General features: G+C 60.4%; 18 protein-coding genes. 14 read left to right on the top strand and 4 right to left on the bottom strand.

What is annotated here, in order from left to right; genetic code table 11:
* Positions 1-5: 5 nt before the first annotated feature.
* A complete protein-coding gene (locus tag IP85_RS17100; protein ID WP_054150876.1) occupies positions 6-812 on the top strand; it encodes a Ku protein in 807 nt (268 codons plus the stop codon).
* A 6-nt stretch (positions 813-818) separates the two neighbouring features.
* On the opposite strand, the gene ligD is transcribed toward IP85_RS17100, so the two are convergent.
* Both ligD and IP85_RS17090 read right to left on the bottom strand, forming a co-directional pair.
* A complete protein-coding gene (gene ligD / locus IP85_RS17095) occupies positions 819-3,407 on the bottom strand; it encodes a DNA ligase D (RefSeq protein WP_054150875.1) in 2,589 nt (862 codons plus the stop codon).
* Positions 3,408-3,409: 2 nt separating this feature from the next.
* Positions 3,410-4,249 (bottom strand): Ku protein, encoded by an 840-nt coding sequence (locus tag IP85_RS17090; RefSeq protein ID WP_054150874.1) that lies wholly within the window; start codon positions 4,247-4,249, stop codon positions 3,410-3,412.
* 415 nt (positions 4,250-4,664) lie between these two features.
* Between IP85_RS17090 and IP85_RS17085 the strand changes: the two genes are divergently transcribed.
* The 13 genes from IP85_RS17085 to IP85_RS17025 all read left to right on the top strand — a co-directional run bounded on the left by IP85_RS17085 (position 4,665) and on the right by IP85_RS17025 (position 16,791).
* Positions 4,665-6,302: a globin-coupled sensor protein gene (locus IP85_RS17085; protein WP_054150930.1), complete on the top strand. Its 1,638-nt coding sequence runs from the start codon at positions 4,665-4,667 to the stop codon at positions 6,300-6,302.
* 135 nt (positions 6,303-6,437) lie between these two features.
* On the top strand, positions 6,438-6,737 hold the full coding sequence (locus IP85_RS17080) for an STAS domain-containing protein (protein WP_054150873.1): 300 nt from the start codon (positions 6,438-6,440) through the stop codon (positions 6,735-6,737).
* Positions 6,734-7,099, top strand: coding sequence for a chemotaxis response regulator CheY1 (gene cheY1 / locus IP85_RS17075; protein WP_006726298.1), 366 nt, complete (start codon positions 6,734-6,736; stop codon positions 7,097-7,099). Before IP85_RS17080 ends, cheY1 begins: the two co-directional genes overlap by 4 nt.
* A 16-nt stretch (positions 7,100-7,115) precedes the next feature.
* Positions 7,116-9,383 carry a chemotaxis protein CheA gene (locus IP85_RS17070; RefSeq protein WP_054150872.1) on the top strand — a complete coding sequence of 756 codons (2,268 nt, stop codon included), beginning with the start codon at positions 7,116-7,118 and terminating at the stop codon, positions 9,381-9,383.
* A 4-nt stretch (positions 9,384-9,387) separates the two neighbouring features.
* Positions 9,388-9,858, top strand: a complete 471-nt coding sequence (locus IP85_RS17065; RefSeq protein ID WP_054150871.1) for a chemotaxis protein CheW — start codon at positions 9,388-9,390, stop codon at positions 9,856-9,858.
* Positions 9,855-10,757, top strand: coding sequence for a protein-glutamate O-methyltransferase CheR (gene cheR / locus IP85_RS17060; RefSeq protein WP_054150870.1), 903 nt, complete (start codon positions 9,855-9,857; stop codon positions 10,755-10,757). The genes IP85_RS17065 and cheR overlap by 4 nt, the downstream gene beginning before the upstream one ends.
* The gene (cheB, locus tag IP85_RS17055; RefSeq protein ID WP_054150869.1) at positions 10,757-11,803 is read left to right on the top strand and encodes a protein-glutamate O-methylesterase CheB; all 1,047 of its coding nucleotides are present in this window, start codon (positions 10,757-10,759) and stop codon (positions 11,801-11,803) included. The genes cheR and cheB overlap by 1 nt, the downstream gene beginning before the upstream one ends.
* The gene (locus IP85_RS17050; RefSeq protein ID WP_006726293.1) at positions 11,803-12,192 is read left to right on the top strand and encodes a response regulator; all 390 of its coding nucleotides are present in this window, start codon (positions 11,803-11,805) and stop codon (positions 12,190-12,192) included. Before cheB ends, IP85_RS17050 begins: the two co-directional genes overlap by 1 nt.
* Positions 12,189-12,743, top strand: coding sequence for a chemoreceptor glutamine deamidase CheD (gene cheD, locus IP85_RS17045; protein ID WP_054150868.1), 555 nt, complete (start codon positions 12,189-12,191; stop codon positions 12,741-12,743). The genes IP85_RS17050 and cheD overlap by 4 nt, the downstream gene beginning before the upstream one ends.
* Positions 12,744-12,756: 13 nt before the next feature.
* Positions 12,757-13,146 (top strand): hypothetical protein, encoded by a 390-nt coding sequence (locus IP85_RS17040; protein ID WP_006726291.1) that lies wholly within the window; start codon positions 12,757-12,759, stop codon positions 13,144-13,146.
* A 172-nt stretch (positions 13,147-13,318) separates the two neighbouring features.
* Positions 13,319-15,013, top strand: coding sequence for a flagellar basal-body MS-ring/collar protein FliF (fliF, locus tag IP85_RS17035; RefSeq protein ID WP_054150867.1), 1,695 nt, complete (start codon positions 13,319-13,321; stop codon positions 15,011-15,013).
* A gap of 268 nt (positions 15,014-15,281) precedes the next feature.
* The gene (locus IP85_RS17030) at positions 15,282-16,031 is read left to right on the top strand and encodes a helix-turn-helix domain-containing protein (RefSeq protein WP_054150866.1); all 750 of its coding nucleotides are present in this window, start codon (positions 15,282-15,284) and stop codon (positions 16,029-16,031) included.
* Positions 16,032-16,041: 10 nt separating this feature from the next.
* A complete protein-coding gene (locus IP85_RS17025; RefSeq protein WP_054150865.1) occupies positions 16,042-16,791 on the top strand; it encodes a helix-turn-helix transcriptional regulator in 750 nt (249 codons plus the stop codon).
* A gap of 7 nt (positions 16,792-16,798) precedes the next feature.
* On the opposite strand, the gene IP85_RS17020 is transcribed toward IP85_RS17025, so the two are convergent.
* Positions 16,799-17,239 carry a hypothetical protein gene (locus IP85_RS17020; RefSeq protein WP_054150864.1) on the bottom strand — a complete coding sequence of 147 codons (441 nt, stop codon included), beginning with the start codon at positions 17,237-17,239 and terminating at the stop codon, positions 16,799-16,801.
* 5 nt (positions 17,240-17,244) lie between these two features.
* Positions 17,245-18,327: a flagellar biosynthesis protein FlhB gene (flhB, locus tag IP85_RS17015; protein ID WP_054150863.1), complete on the bottom strand. Its 1,083-nt coding sequence runs from the start codon at positions 18,325-18,327 to the stop codon at positions 17,245-17,247.
* Between the last annotated feature and the right edge of the window lie 122 nt (positions 18,328-18,449).

Here is an 18,449-nt window from a genome sequence, read left to right as displayed (position 1 = left end):
GGCAAATGGTGCAGCGCGCGTTCTGGAAAGGCTATCTGAAACTCTCCCTCGTGACCTGTCGGGTGGCGATGACACGCGCCGTCACCGAAAGCAGCAAGCTTCGTTTTCACAACATCAATCGCAAGACCGGCAACCGGGTTGTAAGCCGCTATGTCGATGCCGAAACCGGCAAGCCCGTCGACGATGAAGATCAGGTGAAGGGCTACGAGCGCAGCGAGGACGATTACGTCTTGTTCGAGGACGACGAACTCGATGATGTGGCGCTGGAAAGCACACGAACGATCGACATTGAAAGCTTCGTCCCGCGCAGCTCGATCGGCTGGATCTGGTACGACAGTCCGCACTATCTCGCGCCCGCCGACAAGGTGAGCGAGGAAGCCTTCGCGGTCATCCGCGAAGCCATGCGTAAGACCGACACCGGCGGCATCGCCCGGCTCGTTCTCTATCGCCGCGAACACGCCGTTCTTCTCGTCCCCCGCGATGAAGGCATGGTCGTCTGGACGATGCGCTGTGGCGACGAGGTTCGCGAACCCGATCCCTTCTTCAAGCAGGCAGGCCGTTCCGAAGTCTCGGCCAGTGCCAAGACCATGATGAAGAAGCTGATGGAGGCGCGCCTCAGAGACTGGGATCCGAAGCTGGTCCGGGATCCGGTCGAGGAGCGCCTGCACGAAATCATCGAAAGCCGCACGAAGAAGTCCAGGCGGACGAAGCCGAAGAAAGCGGCAGAGCCGGAGCGCAAGGACAATGTCATCGACATCATGGAAGCCCTCAAGCGAAGCCTTGCTTCCGAGAAGACGACGACGAGGAAATAGCGGTCCCTAGCGGGTCTTTCTCTTTTTCCCGAGTGTAAACATCAGCGGCACTTCAGCCTTGCGGAAGTCGGCCCACGGATCGGCATCGAGGCTCGCCAGCCGTGCCGGCACGTTTTCGACCGTGAAATGGTTGGGAAGGATGTCGGGGCTCAACTCCTCGAACGCGAGCGGCATCGACACCGGAGCGCCGGCCCGGGCTCGTGTGGAATAGGGGGCGACCGCCGTTGCCCCCCTGCCATTGCGCAGATAGTCGATCAGGATCTTTCCCTTGCGTTTTGCCTTGCTGACCGTCGAGACGTAATCGGTCGGACTGTCAGCGCTCATGCCGTCCGCCAGTGCCTTCATGGCCGCTTTGACTTCAGGCCATTTCGCCTTCGGTTTGAGTGGCGCCACCACATGCAGGCCTTTCCCACCGGATGTCTTCACGAAACCGGTAAGGCCCATGTCTTCAAAGCGCTGACGCACCTCGAAGGCCGCTTCAATCACCCGTTCCCAGGTGACATCAGGACCGGGATCGAGGTCGATGTTCACCATGTCGGGCCGCTCGAGATCGCCCGCTCGCGAGCCCCAGGGGTGGATCTCAAGCGCAGCCCCCTGCACCAGGGACAACAGCCCTTCGATATCGTGGATTCCAACGTGACCCTCGTCGTCTTTCGGGTCGCGTATTGTGATGATCTCCTTGCGCATGCCACGCCACCCATGCTTCTGGAAAAAGCACGTCTTCTCGTGCCCCTCGGGGCATCGCAACAAGGCGAGTGGTCGGTCGACGATGAACGGGGCGATACGGGGCCAGACCATGGCGTAGTAGTCCGAAAGCCCTTCCTTCGTGACGCCGGCCTCCGGCCAATAGAGCCGGTCGGGATGTGTCAGGGTGATGTCACGGCGTGCAGCCTGCGCTTCGGTCTTTTTCTTCCTGTCCGTCACTGAGCCGTTCGTGCCGGCCCCGGCCTTCTTGGTCGATGCAGTTTCCGTCGGCGCCTCCCGGACCACGTCCCGTGCGGCCTTGTCCTCGCGCAGCCCCCGGAAGGAGGCATGGCGCAGGTGAGCGTCTCCCGTCCATCCGCGAAACTCGATCTCGGCGACAATCTCCGGCTCGACGAAAACCGCGTCCTTTCGTTCGGTGCCCGTCAGCTTGTCTTTAAACGGGCTCTTGTCGCGCAACAGTGGCTGAAGCTTGGTGAACATCTGCCGGGCCAGCGTTCGGCTGTATCCAGTGCCAACACGCCCGACATGGCGCAGTCCGTCCACTTCGTTGACGCCCATGATCAGAGAACCGATGGCCTTGTCTGAAACGGAGGAGGGCACATAGCCGCCGATGATCAGTTCCTGGCGGGCCGTGCATTTCGACTTGACCCAATCCCGTCCGCGGCCGGACCGATAGGGCGCATCGGCGACCTTGGAGATCACCCCTTCGAGACTGAGGCGGCAGGCATGTTTGAGGACGAGATCACCGCTCTCGTCGAAATGGCTGGAATATTTGAGCGGTAGGCTGACCTCGCTGATCAATGACTCCAGCACTGCCTTGCGGTCCCTGAGCGAGGCACCCGTCAGATCCTTTCCGTCAAGATACATGATATCGAAGAGGTAGTGTGTGAAGCGATCATCGCGACCGTCGCTCAGATCCTGCTGCAGCAGGGAAAAGTCGCTGCTGCCATTGCCGCTCTCGACCACGATTTCACCATCGAGCAGCGCGGTCTGAACAGGCAGCCCCTTGAGGGCCGATGCGATCCGCTCACCGAAGCGCTCCGTCCAGTCCAGACCCGTCCGCGTCAATAGCTGCACCCGACCATGATCGATCCGTGCCTGGATCCGGTAACCGTCCAGCTTGATTTCGTGCAGCCATCGATCACCCTTGGGCGCCGACTTGACCAGGCGCGCAAGGGCAGGCGGCAGAAACTCCGGGAGGCTGCCTGGCTTTGCCCCCTTGATCTTCGAGCCATTCTGGCTGGAAGAGGCATGGCGAGTTACTGGCGCCTTCCCTGTCTTGGATGATTTTGACGTCTTGCGTGAGTTCCAGACGGCAGCCTTGCCATCGCCCTTCAGGCTTTCGATCGGTCGGCCGCTCTTCACCGAAAGCGGCTTTTCCTCGACGATGTCGGGATCATCCGGTTGCCGTGCCGCCTCGTCTTCTCCTTTAATCAGGAGCCAGTTCTCGCGTGTTTCGTCTTCCTTGCGCGCCATGCGCACCAGATGCCAATGTCCGCCGAGTTTCTCGCCCTTCAGCGTGAACTCGAGGTGGCCCTTCTTGTAACCTTTGCCGGTGTCGTGGAGCGGTTCCCACGTACCACGGTCCCAGACGATCACTTCGCCGGATCCGTATTGTCCGGGCGGGATGACACCTTCGAAGTCGCCGTAAGCGAGAGGGTGATCCTCCACATGCACCGCCAGCCGCTTCTCGCCCGGCACAAGGCTCGGACCGCGCGTGACGGCCCAGCTTTTCAGCACACCGTCCATTTCCAGACGCAGGTCGTAATGCAGGCGTCTGGCCGCATGTTTCTGGATGACGAAACTATTGCCCTTGCTCGTGACCTTTGCGGCCTTCGGTTCCGGCGTGGCCTTGAAGTCGCGTTTGCGGCGATACTCGGAGAGCGACATGGTCAGCTCGCCTTCTTCTGCTTTGTCGTAGCCGCAGCCGTCTCCCGCTTCGGTGCGGATTTCTCCTCCTTGCCGCCGGCACTCTTGCGCAGTGCGTCTAGCAGGCTGGTGACGTTCTCCGGTTTCCGCTTCGGCAGCTTCTTCGGTTTGCGCCCTGCGATCTTGGCCTTCACGAGCTCCGTCAGGGCCGCCTCATACCGGTCCTCATACTGGCCCGGGTCGAATTCCCCCATCTTTGTGCTGATGATGTGACGGGCAAGATCCATCATTTCCTTGTCGATCCGGACCTTGGAAATGTCGGAAAAGCTCTCGGCCGGATCCCGGACCTCGTAGTCATAATTGAGGGTCGTCGCGATCAGCCCGCGTCCCTGAGGTCTGACAAGCACGCTCCGGACCCTGCGAAACAGAACGGTCCTGGCAATCGCAGCGACACCTTGCGTTTCCATGGTAATGCGGATCAGGTCATAAGCCTCAACCGATTGCCGATCGGCCGGCGCCAGGAAATACGGACGCTCCAAGTAGAGGGTATCGATCTTGTCGCAATCCAGAAAAGCCGACAGTTCCAGACGCTTGTCGCTTTCGGGAACGGCATCGCGGATCTCGTCAGGCTCGAGAATGACGGTCTGGCCCTCTGTCGTATCGTACCCCTTGACGAGATCGTCCTTGCCGACAGGCCGACCGCTGTCCTCATCGACATATTCGCGTCGGACGCGGTTCCCGGTATCTCGGTTGATGATGTGGAAGGAGGTGCGCTCCTGCGCATTGACCGCAGAGTAGAGCGCAACGGCGCATCCGAGATCGCCGATGGCAAGATGCCCTTTCCAGATAGCCCGTGCGCTCACGTTCCACTCCTGTTGCTTTTCGGCGCAACGACGCGGAGTGCGGCTTTGTTCCGCCGTCTGCAACCTCCGGCATATGGGGATGGAACGTTATTTCCTCATATTAGGGATTGCGGCTTGAAGTGGAGATTTCATTAACCTTCAAGCAAGGAATTAACCATAAAGATTGGGTGACACGTCGGAGTGGGACTCGCTTGAGAGTTTCCTTCGGGCATGACGCCATCCCGTCGTACCGGTTCTGGTCCGGTCTGTATTTAACATGGAAACAGTTCGATGAGCTGTCAGGCCATGATGCGGACGGCAACGGGAGCGGGTTCCCGAGCATTCTTTCCTCCGCCATCTGGCCTGCAGCACTGTCGAGCGACGGAAGGTCCGCCGTACAGGCGGCCATAGTGCGGGACGAATGACGGGTCAGGGGATGTCCACGGAGCGGGCGACAGGATCACAGGCAGGCAGCCTGCGCGATCGCTTGCGCTTTGCCGGCCTCGACGAGGCCCAGTGTGAGCTTCTCCGTCAGAACCGCCATGTTCTCTCTCAGCCCTTGAAGACGGCCCTTCGCGATCTTTTCCAACGCCTCCAGTCCTCTCCGGATGCAGCGCGCGTGTTCAGCAGTGAACGCCAGTATGACCGGCTTCACGATCTTCTTTCATCCCACTGGGATGTCCTCACCGATGCCCGCTTCGATGCGCTCTATGCCGAACGGGTAAAGGTTCTCTCCGACAGCGAAAGCCGCATGGGTCTCGATCCGCGCTGGCACGTGGCGGGACACGCGGTGGTACTGGAGCATCTGGTGGCGAGCGCGATCGGAGAAGCGATGGGTTCCGGCCTGCTGCCGTCGAGCCGCCGTCGCCAAAAGGAAGTTTCCGATCTGGTCGCCGCCCTTGTCCGGCTGGTGATGGTCGATGTCGAGATAGCGGTATCGCTTCGCTTCAACGAATTGCGCCTGAAACACCATCGCGATCTCGCAGCTCAGCGGGAACATGATCGCGCCGAATTCGAAGGCGTGTTCGGCCCGGTCGTCGATGCGCTGACATCAGGCGATTTGACCGTCCGCACCGCAGCAGATGTGCCGGAAGCCTATGCTGACCTCGCAGGTCGCATGAATGAGGCGCTCGAGCAGCTCCAGACCGCCTTCCTCTCCTCCGAGGAGAAGCTCGCAGTCGCCCGAGACGCAACCGGTCGAATGGCCGAAACTGCCCGCACCTATGCGAACCGCGCCGAGGATCAATCCGGTGCGCTGGACGAGACGAGCCGTGCCCTGCAGGACCTCACCAGCAGCGTGCGCGAAAGTGCCGGCCAGACGAAGCGCGCGGAAGCCACGGTTGCCGCGACCAGAAACTCCGTTCAGTCGAGTGGCGAGGTCGTCGGGCAGGCGATTTCCGCCATGGCCGACATCGAAGCATCTGCCGAGCAGATCGGCCACATCATCGGAGCGATCGACGAGATCGCCTTCCAGACGAACCTTCTGGCGCTGAACGCCGGGATCGAGGCTGCGCGTGCCGGCGACAGTGGCCGTGGCTTTGCCGTCGTCGCTCAGGAAGTCCGCGCACTCGCCCAGCGCTCCGCCGACGCTGCCCGTGAAATCAAGACGCTGGTCGCGACGACGAAAAACCAGGTCGAAGCCGGTGTGGAAATGGTGGCGAAGACACAAGGCGCAATCGCCGACATCGTGCTCCAGGTCGGCGATATCAGCGGAACCGTGTCGGACATGGCCGCCACGACCGACCGCCAGGCCAGCGAGCTCGCCGGCATTGCCGGAACGGTCGCTGCGCTAGGCGTCGACATCGGTAACACCGCAACCGTCGCGCGCCAGTCGAGCCAGGGCACGGACGATTTGCACAAGGTCATCCTGGAGCTGGGTGCGACGATCCGTGAATTTCACATCGAGCGGCAGACCCGTCGGACGCCCAGTGCAGCCGGTCGCATCCAGCTTTCCGGTCAGCGCGGACAGGGGGCACCGGTTGCGGTCGCCACCGCTTATGCCGCTCCGGAAACGATGGAAGACGAACCCGCCGATTCTGGCTTCCCGGTCCATATCGCCGGGCTCGGAGGGTGAGGGGATTGTTTACCACCATGCGCTACACAAGGAAGTTAAGGGCGGGAAGTTCGGCAATCCATCCGGGGGAATGGTTCTCCTGGGAACCACATTCGGGCCTGGATGCCGCAGCCTTGGGACATAAGGAAAGAAATGATGGCAAGTAAGAAAGGCGATCAGAAGAGTCTGAAACTGGCCGCGGTATTGGACCTGAATGAGGCATCCAATCTCAAGGCCAACATACTCTCGATGCGTGGTGCCCCTTTGACGATCGATGCCTCTGGCGTCGAGCGTGTCGGTGCTCAGTGCGTGCAGGTCCTGATGGCAGCCGCCAAGGCCTGGGAAGCTGACAAGCATCCCTTCTCGTATGGAAAGGCCTCCGAGGCTTTCCTGAAAACCCTTCAACTGATTGGCGTGAACATCGATCATCTGCTCGCTAAGGAGATCCGGCAATGAAGAAAAAAGTGCTCACCGTGGATGACTCCAGAACCATTCGAAACATGCTTCTGGTCACCCTCAACAACGCAGGCTTCGAGACCATTCAGGCCGAAGACGGCGTCGAGGGCCTGGAAGTGCTCGAGGAATGCAATCCCGACGTCATCGTGACCGACATCAACATGCCGCGTCTCGACGGGTTCGGTTTCATCGAGGGTGTCCGCCGCAACGAAAAGTATCGTGCGGTTCCGATCCTGGTCCTGACCACGGAAAGCGATGCTGAAAAGAAGAACCGCGCCCGCCAGGCCGGTGCGACAGGCTGGATCGTCAAGCCTTTCGATCCGACCAAGCTGATCGATGCCATCGAGCGTGTAACCGCCTAAGCCGGGATTTTCTCCTATGGATATGAACGAAATCAAAGAGATCTTTTTCCAGGAATGCGAGGAGCAGCTCGCGGAACTGGAATCCGGTCTTCTGAAAATGAATGATGGAGATCGCGATCCGGAAACGGTCAATGCCGTATTCCGCGCGGTTCACTCCATCAAGGGCGGCGCAGGTGCCTTCGGTCTTGATGACCTGGTTGCCTTTGCGCACGTCTTCGAGACGACTCTTGATTGCGTTCGTTCCAACAAGCTGGAGCCTGGCCCGGAAGTCATGAAGGTGATGCTGAAGTCGGCCGACGTTCTGGCCGACTTGGTCAGCGCCTCGCGTGACGGCGGCAGCGTTGATGAAAGCCGCTCGAGCGGTCTCGTCAAGGAGCTGGAAGCGCTGGCGAACGGCGACGTTCCGGCACCGTCCGCAGCCCCTGTGGCCGCAGCCAAGCCCGCTCCCAAGGCAGCCGCTCCTGCTCCTGCTCCGGCCGCAGCCCCTCCGACAGACGACAGCGGCTTCCAGCCGATCCCCTTTACCTTCGACGGTTTCGAGGGCGAAGAGGAGGAGACCATCGTCCCCTCGGCCTTCGACGTCAGCTTCAAGCCGCGCCGCGAGCTTTACTCCAAGGGCAATGAAGCCGCCCTGTTGCTGCGTGATCTCTCTCGCCTTGGCGAGATGAGCATCAACTGCAACATGGACGACCTCCCGACTCTCGACGAACTCGACCCCGAAGCCGCTTACTTCCACTGGACAATCCAGATCAAGGCCGAGAAGGGTGAAGAAGGCATCCGTCAGGTCTTCGAATTCGCAGAATGGGATTGCGATCTCGAGATCAAGTTGCGCGAGACCGAGACCGCAGCGACGACCGAAGAATTGCCGATGGTCCCGGTTCCCTTCGATCTCTCTGCCCTGGATGAGGGGCCGGAAGATGCCGCTGATGAAACCGTAGTCGCTGCTGTCGAAGCCGCAGAGACCGCGTCCAGCGTCATGAAAATGGCCGCCGGCGCTGCCAAGCCTGAGAAGAAGGAATCTCCGGCTGCCGCCGCAGCGGCCGCAGCCGCAGCCGCCGCTCAGGCTAACAACGCCGCCGGCCAGACCATCCGCGTTGACCTCGATCGCGTTGACCGCCTCATCAACCTCGTCGGCGAACTCGTCATCAACCAGGCGATGCTCTCCCAGAGCGTCATCGAAAACGATGCGACCGGTACATCGGCCGTCAACATGGGCCTCGAGGAGCTGCAGCAGCTAACCCGCGAGATCCAGGACTCGGTCATGGCAATCCGCGCGCAGCCTGTGAAGCCGGTCTTCCAGCGCATGTCGCGTATTGTTCGCGAAGTGGCCGACATGGTCGGAAAGTCGATCCGCCTCGTCACGGAAGGTGAAAACACCGAAGTCGACAAGACGGTCATCGACAAGCTGGCCGAGCCGCTGACACACATGATCCGTAACGCCGTCGACCACGGCATCGAAAGCCCCGAGAAGCGTGCCGCCGCCGGCAAGAACCCGGAAGGCACTGTCAGGCTCACCGCGAAGCATCGTTCGGGCCGCATCGTTATCGAACTCGTCGACGACGGCGCCGGCATCAATCGCGAACGCGTGCGCCAGAAGGCCATCGACAACGATCTGATCGCGGCCGATGCCAACCTGACGGACGAGGAAATCGACAACCTGATCTTCATGCCGGGCTTTTCCACGGCGGACAAGATCTCGGACATTTCCGGTCGCGGCGTCGGCATGGACGTGGTCAAGCGCTCCATCCAGGCACTTGGCGGTCGTATCTCGATCACCTCGCGTCCGGGGCAGGGCTCGACCTTCACCATGAGCCTACCGCTGACCCTCGCCGTCCTCGACGGCATGGTCGTCACGGTTGCCGGCCAGACCCTCGTCGTGCCGCTTACGGCCATCGTCGAGACGCTGCAGCCGGAGGCCCAACACGTCCATTCGTTCGGCGCAAACCAGCGCCTGATTTCGATCCGCAACTCCTTCTGCCCGCTGGTCGATGTGGGTCGAATCCTCAACTTCCGATCGTCTCAGGCAAACCCGATCGAAGGCGTCGCCCTTCTGGTGGAATCCGAAGGCGGTGGCCAGCGCGCTCTGATGGTCGATGCCATCCAGGGGCAGCGTCAGGTCGTTATCAAGTCGCTGGAAGCCAACTACACCCACGTTCCGGGCATTGCTGCCGCAACCATCCTCGGTGATGGACGCGTCGCACTGATCCTTGATGTGGACGCCGTTGTCGCCGCTTCGCGTGGTCAGTCCCTCAAGCAGGAAATGTCGTTAGCCGTCGCAGGGTAATAGTATGTCGTATGCGGTCAAAAACTTGGTCCAGGGAGATCGGGAGCTCATCGCCTTCCGTATTGGCGATCAGGAGTTCTGCGTAAACATCATGTCGGTACGCGAGATCCGGGGATGGACCCCGGCAACCCCGCTGCCGCATTCCCCGCACTACGTTATGGGCGTCATCAACTTGCGTGGTGCCGTCCTGCCGATCATGGACCTGTCCCTGCGTCTGGGCATGAAGCCCGCCGAGCCAACCGCCCGCCACGTTATCATCGTGGCCCAGGTCAAGTCTCGGGTCGTGGGTCTCCTGGTGGATGCCGTCTCCGACATCCTCACGGTGAGCGATACCGACATTCAGCCGACGCCGGAGGTCTCCTCCGACCTCGAAAAACAATATGCCCGTGGCATTCTCGCCATCGACAAGCGGATGATCTGCATGGTCGAGCTTGGTGCACTTTTCAACGAAGCCGCCGAAAGCGAGGCTGCATGACCTTTGCAATGAGTACATCCCGTCAATCGGACGACGAAGTTCTGGCCAGCGGTGAATACCCGCTGACCCGACGGGACCTGAACGAGATTGCTGCCATGATCTACTCGGATGCGGGCATCGCGCTGAACGACAGCAAGGCTTCGCTCGTCTACTCGCGACTGTCCAAGCATATCCGCAATCTTGGCCTGTCCGGTTTCCGCGCCTATTGCCAGCTCGTCGCCTCGCCGGAGGGATCGGCCGAGCGCCGCGAAATGCTCTCGCACCTGACGACCAACTTCACGCGCTTCTTCCGCGAGAACCATCACTTCGAGCATCTTCGTGACGAGGTACTGCCGGGGCTCATTCAGCGTGCGAAGTCCGGCGGGCGCGTGCGCATCTGGTCCGCCGCAAGCTCGGACGGCCAGGAGCCCTATTCGATTGCCTTGACCGTATTCCAGGCTTTTCCGAACGTGCTGGACTACGACTTCAAGATCCTTGCCACCGATATCGATCCGAAGATCCTCGCCATCGCCCGACAGGGTGCCTATGACGAGCAGGCGCTCGAAACCGTGTCGCCTGCCATCCGCAAGCAGTGGTTCAAGGAAGTCGAGATCGGCGGACGCCGCAAGTTCCAGGTCGACGATCGCCTGAAGCGTCTGATCACCTACAACGAGCTGAACCTGATGGCCCAGTGGCCCTTCAAGGGCAAGTTCGACGTCATCTTCTGCCGCAACGTCGTGATCTACTTCGACGAGCCGACACAGATGCGCATCTGGACCCGTTTTGCCGATCTGCTGCCGATCGGCGGACACCTGTATATCGGCCACTCCGAGCGTGTCTCGGGTGACTCGAAGAACGATTTCGACAATATCGGTATCACCACCTATCGCTACATCGGCAAGAACGGAGGGCGAAAGTAATGGCGGCACCTGCACGCGTTCTCGTCGTCGATGACAGCCCTACGATGCGTGGACTGATCACGGCCGTCCTCAACCAGGATCCGGATGTCAGCGTCATCGGTCAGGCCGGCGATGCCATGGAAGCTCGCGCAGCGATAAAGCAACTCAATCCCGATGTCCTGACCCTCGACATCGAGATGCCGAACATGAACGGCCTTGAGTTCCTGGAAAAGATCATGAAGCTGCGGCCCATGCCGGTAATCATGGTTTCGACCATGACGCATCGCGGCGCGGAAGCCACTCTGGCGGCACTCGAAATCGGCGCCTTCGACTGTGTGGCGAAGCCCCAGCCAGGAGAGCCTCGTCCGTTCGGCGAGCTTGCCGAGAAAGTCAAGGCGGCGGCGCGTTCTCAGCACCGGCATCATTCGGCACCACAGATCCAGCCGGTCGCGACTGCGCCTGCTGCAGACTTCCGCGTCGGCCGCAAGATCGTGGCCATCGGCTCGTCCACCGGCGGCGTCGAAGCGCTGATCGCCGTCCTGCAGAAATTCCCGCGCAATTGCCCGCCGACGGTGATTACGCAGCACATGCCTCCAACGTTCACGAAGAGCTTCGCCGAGCGTTTGAACCGTCTTTGCGCCCCCGTGGTGGAGGAGGCCACGGATGGCGCACGGCTCGAGATCGGCAAGATCTACCTTGCCCCGGGCGGCGAGCGTCACATGCAGGTCTCGAATGCATCGGCGCCGTGCTGCCGACTGGTGGATCGCGCGCCGGTCAACGGACACCGGCCTTCTGTCGATGTTCTCTTCGACTCAGTTGCCGAGCTTGCCGGCCGCAACGCCGTCGGAGTGATCCTGACGGGCATGGGGCGCGATGGCGCCTCCGGTCTTCTGAAGATGCGTCACGCCGGTGCTCGCACCATCGGCCAGAACGAAAAGACCTGTGTGGTCTACGGGATGCCACGAGTCGCCTATGAGCTGGGCGCTGTCGAGCATCAACTGCCTCTCACCTCCATTGGCGAGGAAATCCTCAAACTCACTGCTGCCCGAAAAGAAGGTATCGAATAATGTCCCTAGCCGAAAAAATCAAAGTTCTGATCGTCGACGATCAGGTCACAAGTCGCCTGCTGCTCAGCGACGCGCTGACCCAGCTGGGCTTCAAGCAGATCACTGCCGCCGGTGACGGCGAGCAGGGCATGAAGATCATGGAGCAGCAGCCCCATCACCTGGTCATCTCGGACTTCAACATGCCGAAGATGGACGGCTTGGGCTTGCTCCAGGCGGTACGCACCAATCCCAACACCAAGAAGGCGGCCTTCATCATCCTGACCGCGCAGGGCGACCGTGCGCTAGTCCAGAAGGCTGCACAGCTGGGTGCGAACAACGTCCTGGCGAAACCGTTCACGATCGAGAAGATGAAGGCGGCCATCGAAGCTGTATTCGGAGCGCTGAAATGACTGAAGACGGTGCAGCAAAGCGCGTCCACATTATTCAAGGGGAGTGGAAGGTCAGCAAGGATCCGAATGTGGTCCTGTCGACGATCCTCGGTTCGTGTGTTGCTGCCTGTATTCGGGATCCGATTGCAGGAGTAGGTGGCATGAACCACTTCCTGCTTCCGGGTTCGGCAGTGCCCGGTGCTGGTGGCGGCGACGCAACCCGCTACGGCGTTCACCTCATGGAGCTGTTGATCAACGGCCTTCTGAAGCAGGGCGCTCGCAGGGATCGCCTGGAAGCCAAGGTTTTCGGTGGCGCCAAGACGATCGCGACGTTCTCGAATGTCGGCGAACAGAACGCAGCATTTGCTCAGCAATTCCTGCGCGACGAAGGCATCAAGGTCGTCGGGTCCTCCACGGGCGGAGACCACGGCCGCAAGCTGGAATTCTGGCCGGTCAGCGGCCGGGCAAGACAGTATCCGCTCACGGGCGCAGAAACGCAGAAGACGGTGGCGCTGGAGCAGCGTCCGGTTCCTGTTTCGAAGCCGGTGGAAACCTCAATCGAGTTCTTCTAGTACTGGACATCGGATGCAAAACGAACACTTGGCGGGAAACCAGGATACACGGGAAGAACTTCCGGAAATCCTCATGCGCATCGTCAGCGAGCTGCATGACGTGGCTTATCTGATCGAGCGTGTGGAACCGCACCTGCTCGAACTCGGCGGCCCGAAGGTACTGGAGCATCCAGACAGCCTCAAGGTTCTGCAAGGCATTGACCTTGCCGTTCAAAAGGCGCGCGGACTGGCCGAATTCGTCGACACAATCACCGGGACGATCCCGTCGGACTGGATGATCGACATGACGACGGCCTTGAGCCTCGTGAAGCTGGCCGACATGCAGAAGGCGCTGGGGGCAGGCCTTCGTCACGGCCATTCGCAACCGCTGGTCAAGGCTGCAGGCGACTTCGACTTCTTTTAACCTACCTTCAGAACTCTCTCTCTGTACGTACGGGCCGCAGATCCTGAATCTGCCGGATGCCGAAATGAATTCGGCTTTCCCGTCCCGCGAAACGTTCGCACAAGTTTCGATTTCTATTGTCGCGCCAAGGGCAAAAGCGCCCAGACCCTCCTTGTAGATGGTGCGAGACAGAATGAATCTGTTAAATCAATTACTTCAGATACCTAAAAATTTCGCGGCGATGGGCCAGACGAAGATCCTGGCCATGGCTGGGGTTGCTGTCGTTTCCTTCGCGATCATCATTGCAGGCGCTCTTTACGTCAACAAACCCTCCTACGAGACGCTCTATGTCGGCCTCGAGCCGGTCGACATGAACCAGATCAGCATCGCTCTTGCCGAATCGGGCATCGATTTCGAGACCGGTGCCGATGGCCAGAGCATCAGTGTGCGTGCCGGCATGACCGGAAAGGCGCGCCTCCTGCTCGCCGAGCGTGGACTGCCCAACAGCGCCAATGCCGGCTACGAGCTCTTCGACAACGTCGGCTCGCTGGGTTTGACCTCGTTCATGCAGGAAGTCACGCGTGTCCGCGCGCTGGAAGGTGAAGTCGCACGCACCATCCAGCAGATCGCAGGCATTGCCGCAGCCCGCGTCCACATCGTCATGCCGGACATCGGCAACTTCCGTCGCGGCGAACAGAAGCCGACGGCGTCCGTCATGATTCGCGCCTCGACGGATGCCGGCCGCAAGGCAGCAGCATCGATCCGCCAGTTGGTCGCCTCGTCCGTCCCGGGTCTGGACGTCGAGGACGTGACGATTCTGGATTCCACCGGCCAGCTGCTTGCAGCAGGCGACGAAACGGGTGGCGAAGCCTCCCGCTCGCTGGGCGTTGTTCAGTCCGTTCAGCGCGAAATCGAAACCAATATCGACAAGGCCTTGGCGCCTTTCCTCGGAATGGACAACTTCCGCTCCAGCGTCACGGCCCAGATCAACACCGACAGCCAGCAGATCCAGGAAACGATCTACGATCCGGAATCGCGCGTCGAGCGCTCTGTTCGCGTCACCAAGGAAGCGCAGAAATCCCTGCAGCGCCAGTCGGATACGGCAGCCACAGTCGAACAGAACATTCCTCAGGCTGCGCCCGATGCCGGCGGCGGTGGCCCTGAATCGTCCGACGAGCAGGACAAGAAGGAAGAGCAGACCAACTACGAGATCAACAGCAAGACCGTCGCGACGGTCAAGAACAGCTACACCGTCGAGAAGCTCTCCGTCGCCGTCGTCGTCAACCGCGGTCGCATTGCCATGATGGTGGGAGAGCCCGTCGACCAGGCCAAGATCGACGCCTATCTCGCTGAGATGCAGAAGATCGTGACCTCTGCAGCTGGCCTCGATACCAATCGCGGTGACGTCGTCACACTGACGGCCATGGAATTCCTGGAAAACCAGTTGCTCGAAGAATCCGCGACGGGCCCCGGCTTCATGGAAATCCTGAGCCGCAACATCGGCGGCATCATCAACTCCTTGGCCTTCGTCGCCGTCGCTTTCCTCATTGTCTGGATGGGCATCCGTCCGATGATCCGCACCGCGGGTGGCGGTGGTGCCGATACGGCACTCGCCGGCGGAATTGGCGAGCAGGCTGCCGGTCTCGAGCTCCCCGACTTCTCGCCTGCCCTCGGTGGCGGGTCAGGGGGCGGTCTTATGGATGGTTTCGGATCCGACTTCGGCTTCGACTCGACCGACGACCTTCTTACGATGGACGACGACCCGAATGGCGGCTTCAACCGCCGGGTCAAGGAAGGTCCGGAGCGGCGCCTTTCGCGCATGGTGGAAATCTCGGAAGAGCGCGCCGCCAAGATCCTTCGCAAATGGGCTGTGGACAACGCCGCCTGATTTTGAAGAACAAGCCAGTACCGACCGCGCCCTCCGGGCGCGGTTTTGCATTGTAGTCCCATATCGATACGGGGTTGCGCCAAAGGTCATCGCCGGGCATGCTTGGACCCGTCTCGCAATACCGCAAATGCTTGTGACCTTTGCCACTTTATATTTTACAGTGAACATGATTCGGTAGTCGGAGATTGGGCCGTATGTGAGTCGCCTGCACTCGGACGTGGCGAAGACTGCGACAATGCTAGGCTGTCACTTCAAAGGGGCACATTGAATGGATGCCGAGCTGACAACAGAGGGCAATGAGGGGCGGTCTCGTGCCGCTTCTCCGGCAGAGCCTCTGCAGAAAGGCTCATCGTCGAAGGACGTGTTGATCCGAAGGCTGGCGACCCCGGCGCTCTCGGGCGACATGGGCCATTGCCTTCGCGTCCTGTGTGATTATGTCGGCGCCTCGCATCACTTGCTCGCGCGCTACGATCTCGTCCAGGAAGAAGGGCTCGACTTCGTCGTGGCCGCCGATTGGCCGTTCGATCTGGTCCGCCGCCTCGAGAGCGAACTGGCCGCGAGCTATTCCCAGTCGACCGAGCTCGAGAAGTGCCTTTCGGTGCTGCAGCCTAAATATGCCATTCTCCCCGACGATGCGCATGTCCCTGCCGGCACCAGCCGCCAGTATTGCACGGTGACCCTCAATGTCGGACGAACCCGACTTGCACTGCTTCTGCTCTTCCCGCAGGACTATGTGCTGTCGCCCGAGCGCTTGCGGGAAGTCGGCCTGCTTGCCGCTTATGCGCTGAGCCTGTCTGCGAACAAGGGGCACAAGAGCGATCGCGACTTCGATTTGACCGATCGTGAACTGGAGTGCCTGTTCTGGATTGCCGAGGGCAAGACCAGCGACGAGATCGCCACGATTCTCGGCATCTCGCGCAATACGATCAACAACTACATCACGAGCGTGATGCGCAAGACTGCGACGAAGACACGCTCGGAAGCCATCGCCTATGCGGTGCGCAACAATCTCGTTTGAGGGAGCAGGAATGGCCACGACCACCAGACCAGGCGGAAACATCCTTGAAGATGCGACTTGGTCAGGCCAGCGCCCCGTCACTTCCCGTTCGGACATCTTCCCGAAGCTCGTGTCGCTGCAGCGATCTCTGAATGCACGCGGCTTTGCAGCGTTCCGCGTGGCCGGCGCCAGCCTGCCGCACAAGCGACGCCTCGATCCGGAATTCGAGAACTGGAGCAGCGGCCTCAGCAGCGGCCGGGAAGCTTTCATCGGTGCCTATGGGGATGCACTTCTGGCGCATATTGAGACTTCGACCCTGCCTCTGCTCTGGAGCGCAGAAGAGAAGACGAGCTTCCTGGATGCATCCGACTTCACGCCCTTTGCCGTCCAGTTGCAAGAGCGTCTGCTACCCTATTCCGGTATCGCTTTTCCAGTGCGTCTCGGTGCTGTCGGGAACGGTTATGTTGTCTTTCCGACGATTGGCGGAGCCGATCTGCCCGGCGAGCTGATCCTTGCGGTGCATAGCCGCTGCTACAAGGTGATGACCGATATCCTGTCGCTTGATGAACGCCGGGCGGCACCATCCGAAACCTTGAGTGAACGTGAGATCGCCTGCCTGCAGCTTGCAGGAGATGGACGCATCAGCGAAGAGATCGCAGAACGTCTCGGCCTGTCGGTGCATACCGTCAACGCCTATCTGGGATCGGCAACCATCAAGCTTGATTCGGTCAACCGCATCCAGGCGATCGCCAAGGCGATCCGCCTCGGCTACATCACCTGAACCGGTCTCATCCGTAGAGCGGGGACGCCTGTCCCTTGACGAAGCGCGCTTCTTCCAGGCGTTCTTCCAGCATACGCGTATTGCCGTCCGGATCTCCGGAGGTGTCGTGAAACGCGATATGCTTGATATCGAGGCCGGCATGCTCGTTGGTCAGCGTCAGCTGCGAGTAGATAGTAATTCCACGCGGCTTGATCTCAAGATCGAGCACGACTTCCGGCGGACCACCCCATTCGAGCCGATAATCGCCCCCGGCGCCGAAGACGACGGTACCAGGATGGAAATAGAGTTCGGCTGCGGACGAAACGAGGTCCGAGAGATTTCCGTAAAGTTCAAAACGTAGGAGTGAAATGAGGTCGGCAGCGTCGAGAAGGCGCAATTCACTCGCGACGGGGCTGATAGCCTCCGCAACGATGCGTTCACGCTGGTTAGTATAGGAGCACTTCTTCATCGGGCCTAGCGTATCCGTCTCTTGGGGGCCTTGGACGCATAGACCCGGTGCACGAGCTCTGCGACTGCCTTGTAAAATACTGACGGAATGACGCTATCGACCGAGACTTGCGCAAACATGGAGCGGGCGAGCGGGGGATCCTCAAAAATGGGGATGTCGTTTTCGCGAGCGATTTCGCGGATTTTCAGCGCCACCAGATCCTGCCCCTTGGCAACGACCATCGGTGCCTCGTTTTCCTCGCGCACATATCGCAAGGCCACCGCGTAGTGAGTCGGATTGGTGATCACCAACGTCGCACGGGGAACGCTGGCGATCATGCGTTTGCGGGCCCGATCTCGAGCAATGGAGCGCTGGCGGGCCTTGACGATCGGGTCACCCTGAGCCTGCTTGTACTCTTCCTTCACCTCTTGTTTGGTCATGCGCAGCTGTTCGTACCAGTGATACCGCGTCCAGAAGATATCGACTGTTGCCAGCAGTGCCGTCGCCATGACGACGATGATCATCATCTTGTTCAGGATCTCCGACATCTTGACGAAAATGACCTGAGGGTCGGAGAACATCGTGTCGATGACGGCGAAGTAATCGTTGCGCAGCGCAAACACCATGATCGCCGAAAGCACGACGATCTTGAAGATCGATTTGGCGAATTCGACCATGCCCTGGGCGCTGAAGATCCGTTTCCAGCCGGCGAAGAGCGAGATCCGGTTCACTTGGGGCCTGATTCGCTCCAGAACGAAGTAGGGCATGTTCTGCGCGACATTGGCCGTAACCCCGAGCAAGATCAGCATGATCAGCATGGGAGCGAGGAAGGCGCCGATCTCCCAAGCGAGATGGGTGAAGAGAGAGACGACGTCGACGGCCGTGCCGAGATACCATTGGTCGGGGCGCTCGAAGATGTCCTTCAGCGATTGTGCCAGGCGCGTGACCGCCCCGGGCATGAAGAACACCGCGAAGAGATAGAAGCCGAGTGCAGTCGCAAAGAGCGGTGCTTCGCGTGAGCTCGGCACGTTTCCCTTCTCCATCGCGTCCCGAAGCTTTTTCTCGGTCGGGTCTTCGGTTTTGCTGTCTTTGTCGTCATCTTCGGCCATGGCCGCTGCCATCCTCGGAGGCTGCACCGGGCGGGTTCGATGATGCCCCGGTCGATTGAGCCGTCTGCGCTTGGCGCCCACGGCCACCGGAAAGATGCCGGTGCCTTGAACGTAGACACCCG

It is taken from the genome of Rhizobium sp. AAP116 (assembly GCF_001295785.1).
Lineage (GTDB): Bacteria > Pseudomonadota > Alphaproteobacteria > Rhizobiales > Rhizobiaceae > Allorhizobium.
The sequence above is the reverse complement of the archived record's forward strand: the minus strand, read 5'-3'. Positions and strand labels throughout refer to the sequence as shown.

What these genes read in the sequence shown, in the direction of transcription:
- IP85_RS17080 (WP_054150873.1), top strand. Translation starts at nt 6,438, where the DNA reads ATGGCAAGTAAGAAAGGCGATCAGAAGAGTCTGAAACTGGCCGCGGTA.
- IP85_RS17065 (WP_054150871.1), top strand. Translation starts at nt 9,388, where the DNA reads ATGTCGTATGCGGTCAAAAACTTGGTCCAGGGAGATCGGGAGCTCATC.
- cheY1 (WP_006726298.1), top strand. Translation starts at nt 6,734, where the DNA reads ATGAAGAAAAAAGTGCTCACCGTGGATGACTCCAGAACCATTCGAAAC.
- IP85_RS17020 (WP_054150864.1), bottom strand. Translation starts at nt 17,239, where the DNA reads ATGAAGAAGTGCTCCTATACTAACCAGCGTGAACGCATCGTTGCGGAG.
- IP85_RS17070 (WP_054150872.1), top strand. Translation starts at nt 7,116, where the DNA reads ATGGATATGAACGAAATCAAAGAGATCTTTTTCCAGGAATGCGAGGAG.
- flhB (WP_054150863.1), bottom strand. Translation starts at nt 18,327, where the DNA reads ATGGCCGAAGATGACGACAAAGACAGCAAAACCGAAGACCCGACCGAG.
- IP85_RS17100 (WP_054150876.1), top strand. Translation starts at nt 6, where the DNA reads ATGGTGCAGCGCGCGTTCTGGAAAGGCTATCTGAAACTCTCCCTCGTG.
- cheB (WP_054150869.1), top strand. Translation starts at nt 10,757, where the DNA reads ATGGCGGCACCTGCACGCGTTCTCGTCGTCGATGACAGCCCTACGATG.
- IP85_RS17050 (WP_006726293.1), top strand. Translation starts at nt 11,803, where the DNA reads ATGTCCCTAGCCGAAAAAATCAAAGTTCTGATCGTCGACGATCAGGTC.
- IP85_RS17030 (WP_054150866.1), top strand. Translation starts at nt 15,282, where the DNA reads ATGGATGCCGAGCTGACAACAGAGGGCAATGAGGGGCGGTCTCGTGCC.
- IP85_RS17040 (WP_006726291.1), top strand. Translation starts at nt 12,757, where the DNA reads ATGCAAAACGAACACTTGGCGGGAAACCAGGATACACGGGAAGAACTT.
- fliF (WP_054150867.1), top strand. Translation starts at nt 13,319, where the DNA reads ATGAATCTGTTAAATCAATTACTTCAGATACCTAAAAATTTCGCGGCG.
- IP85_RS17085 (WP_054150930.1), top strand. Translation starts at nt 4,665, where the DNA reads ATGTCCACGGAGCGGGCGACAGGATCACAGGCAGGCAGCCTGCGCGAT.
- cheR (WP_054150870.1), top strand. Translation starts at nt 9,855, where the DNA reads ATGACCTTTGCAATGAGTACATCCCGTCAATCGGACGACGAAGTTCTG.
- cheD (WP_054150868.1), top strand. Translation starts at nt 12,189, where the DNA reads ATGACTGAAGACGGTGCAGCAAAGCGCGTCCACATTATTCAAGGGGAG.
- ligD (WP_054150875.1), bottom strand. Translation starts at nt 3,407, where the DNA reads ATGTCGCTCTCCGAGTATCGCCGCAAACGCGACTTCAAGGCCACGCCG.
- IP85_RS17025 (WP_054150865.1), top strand. Translation starts at nt 16,042, where the DNA reads ATGGCCACGACCACCAGACCAGGCGGAAACATCCTTGAAGATGCGACT.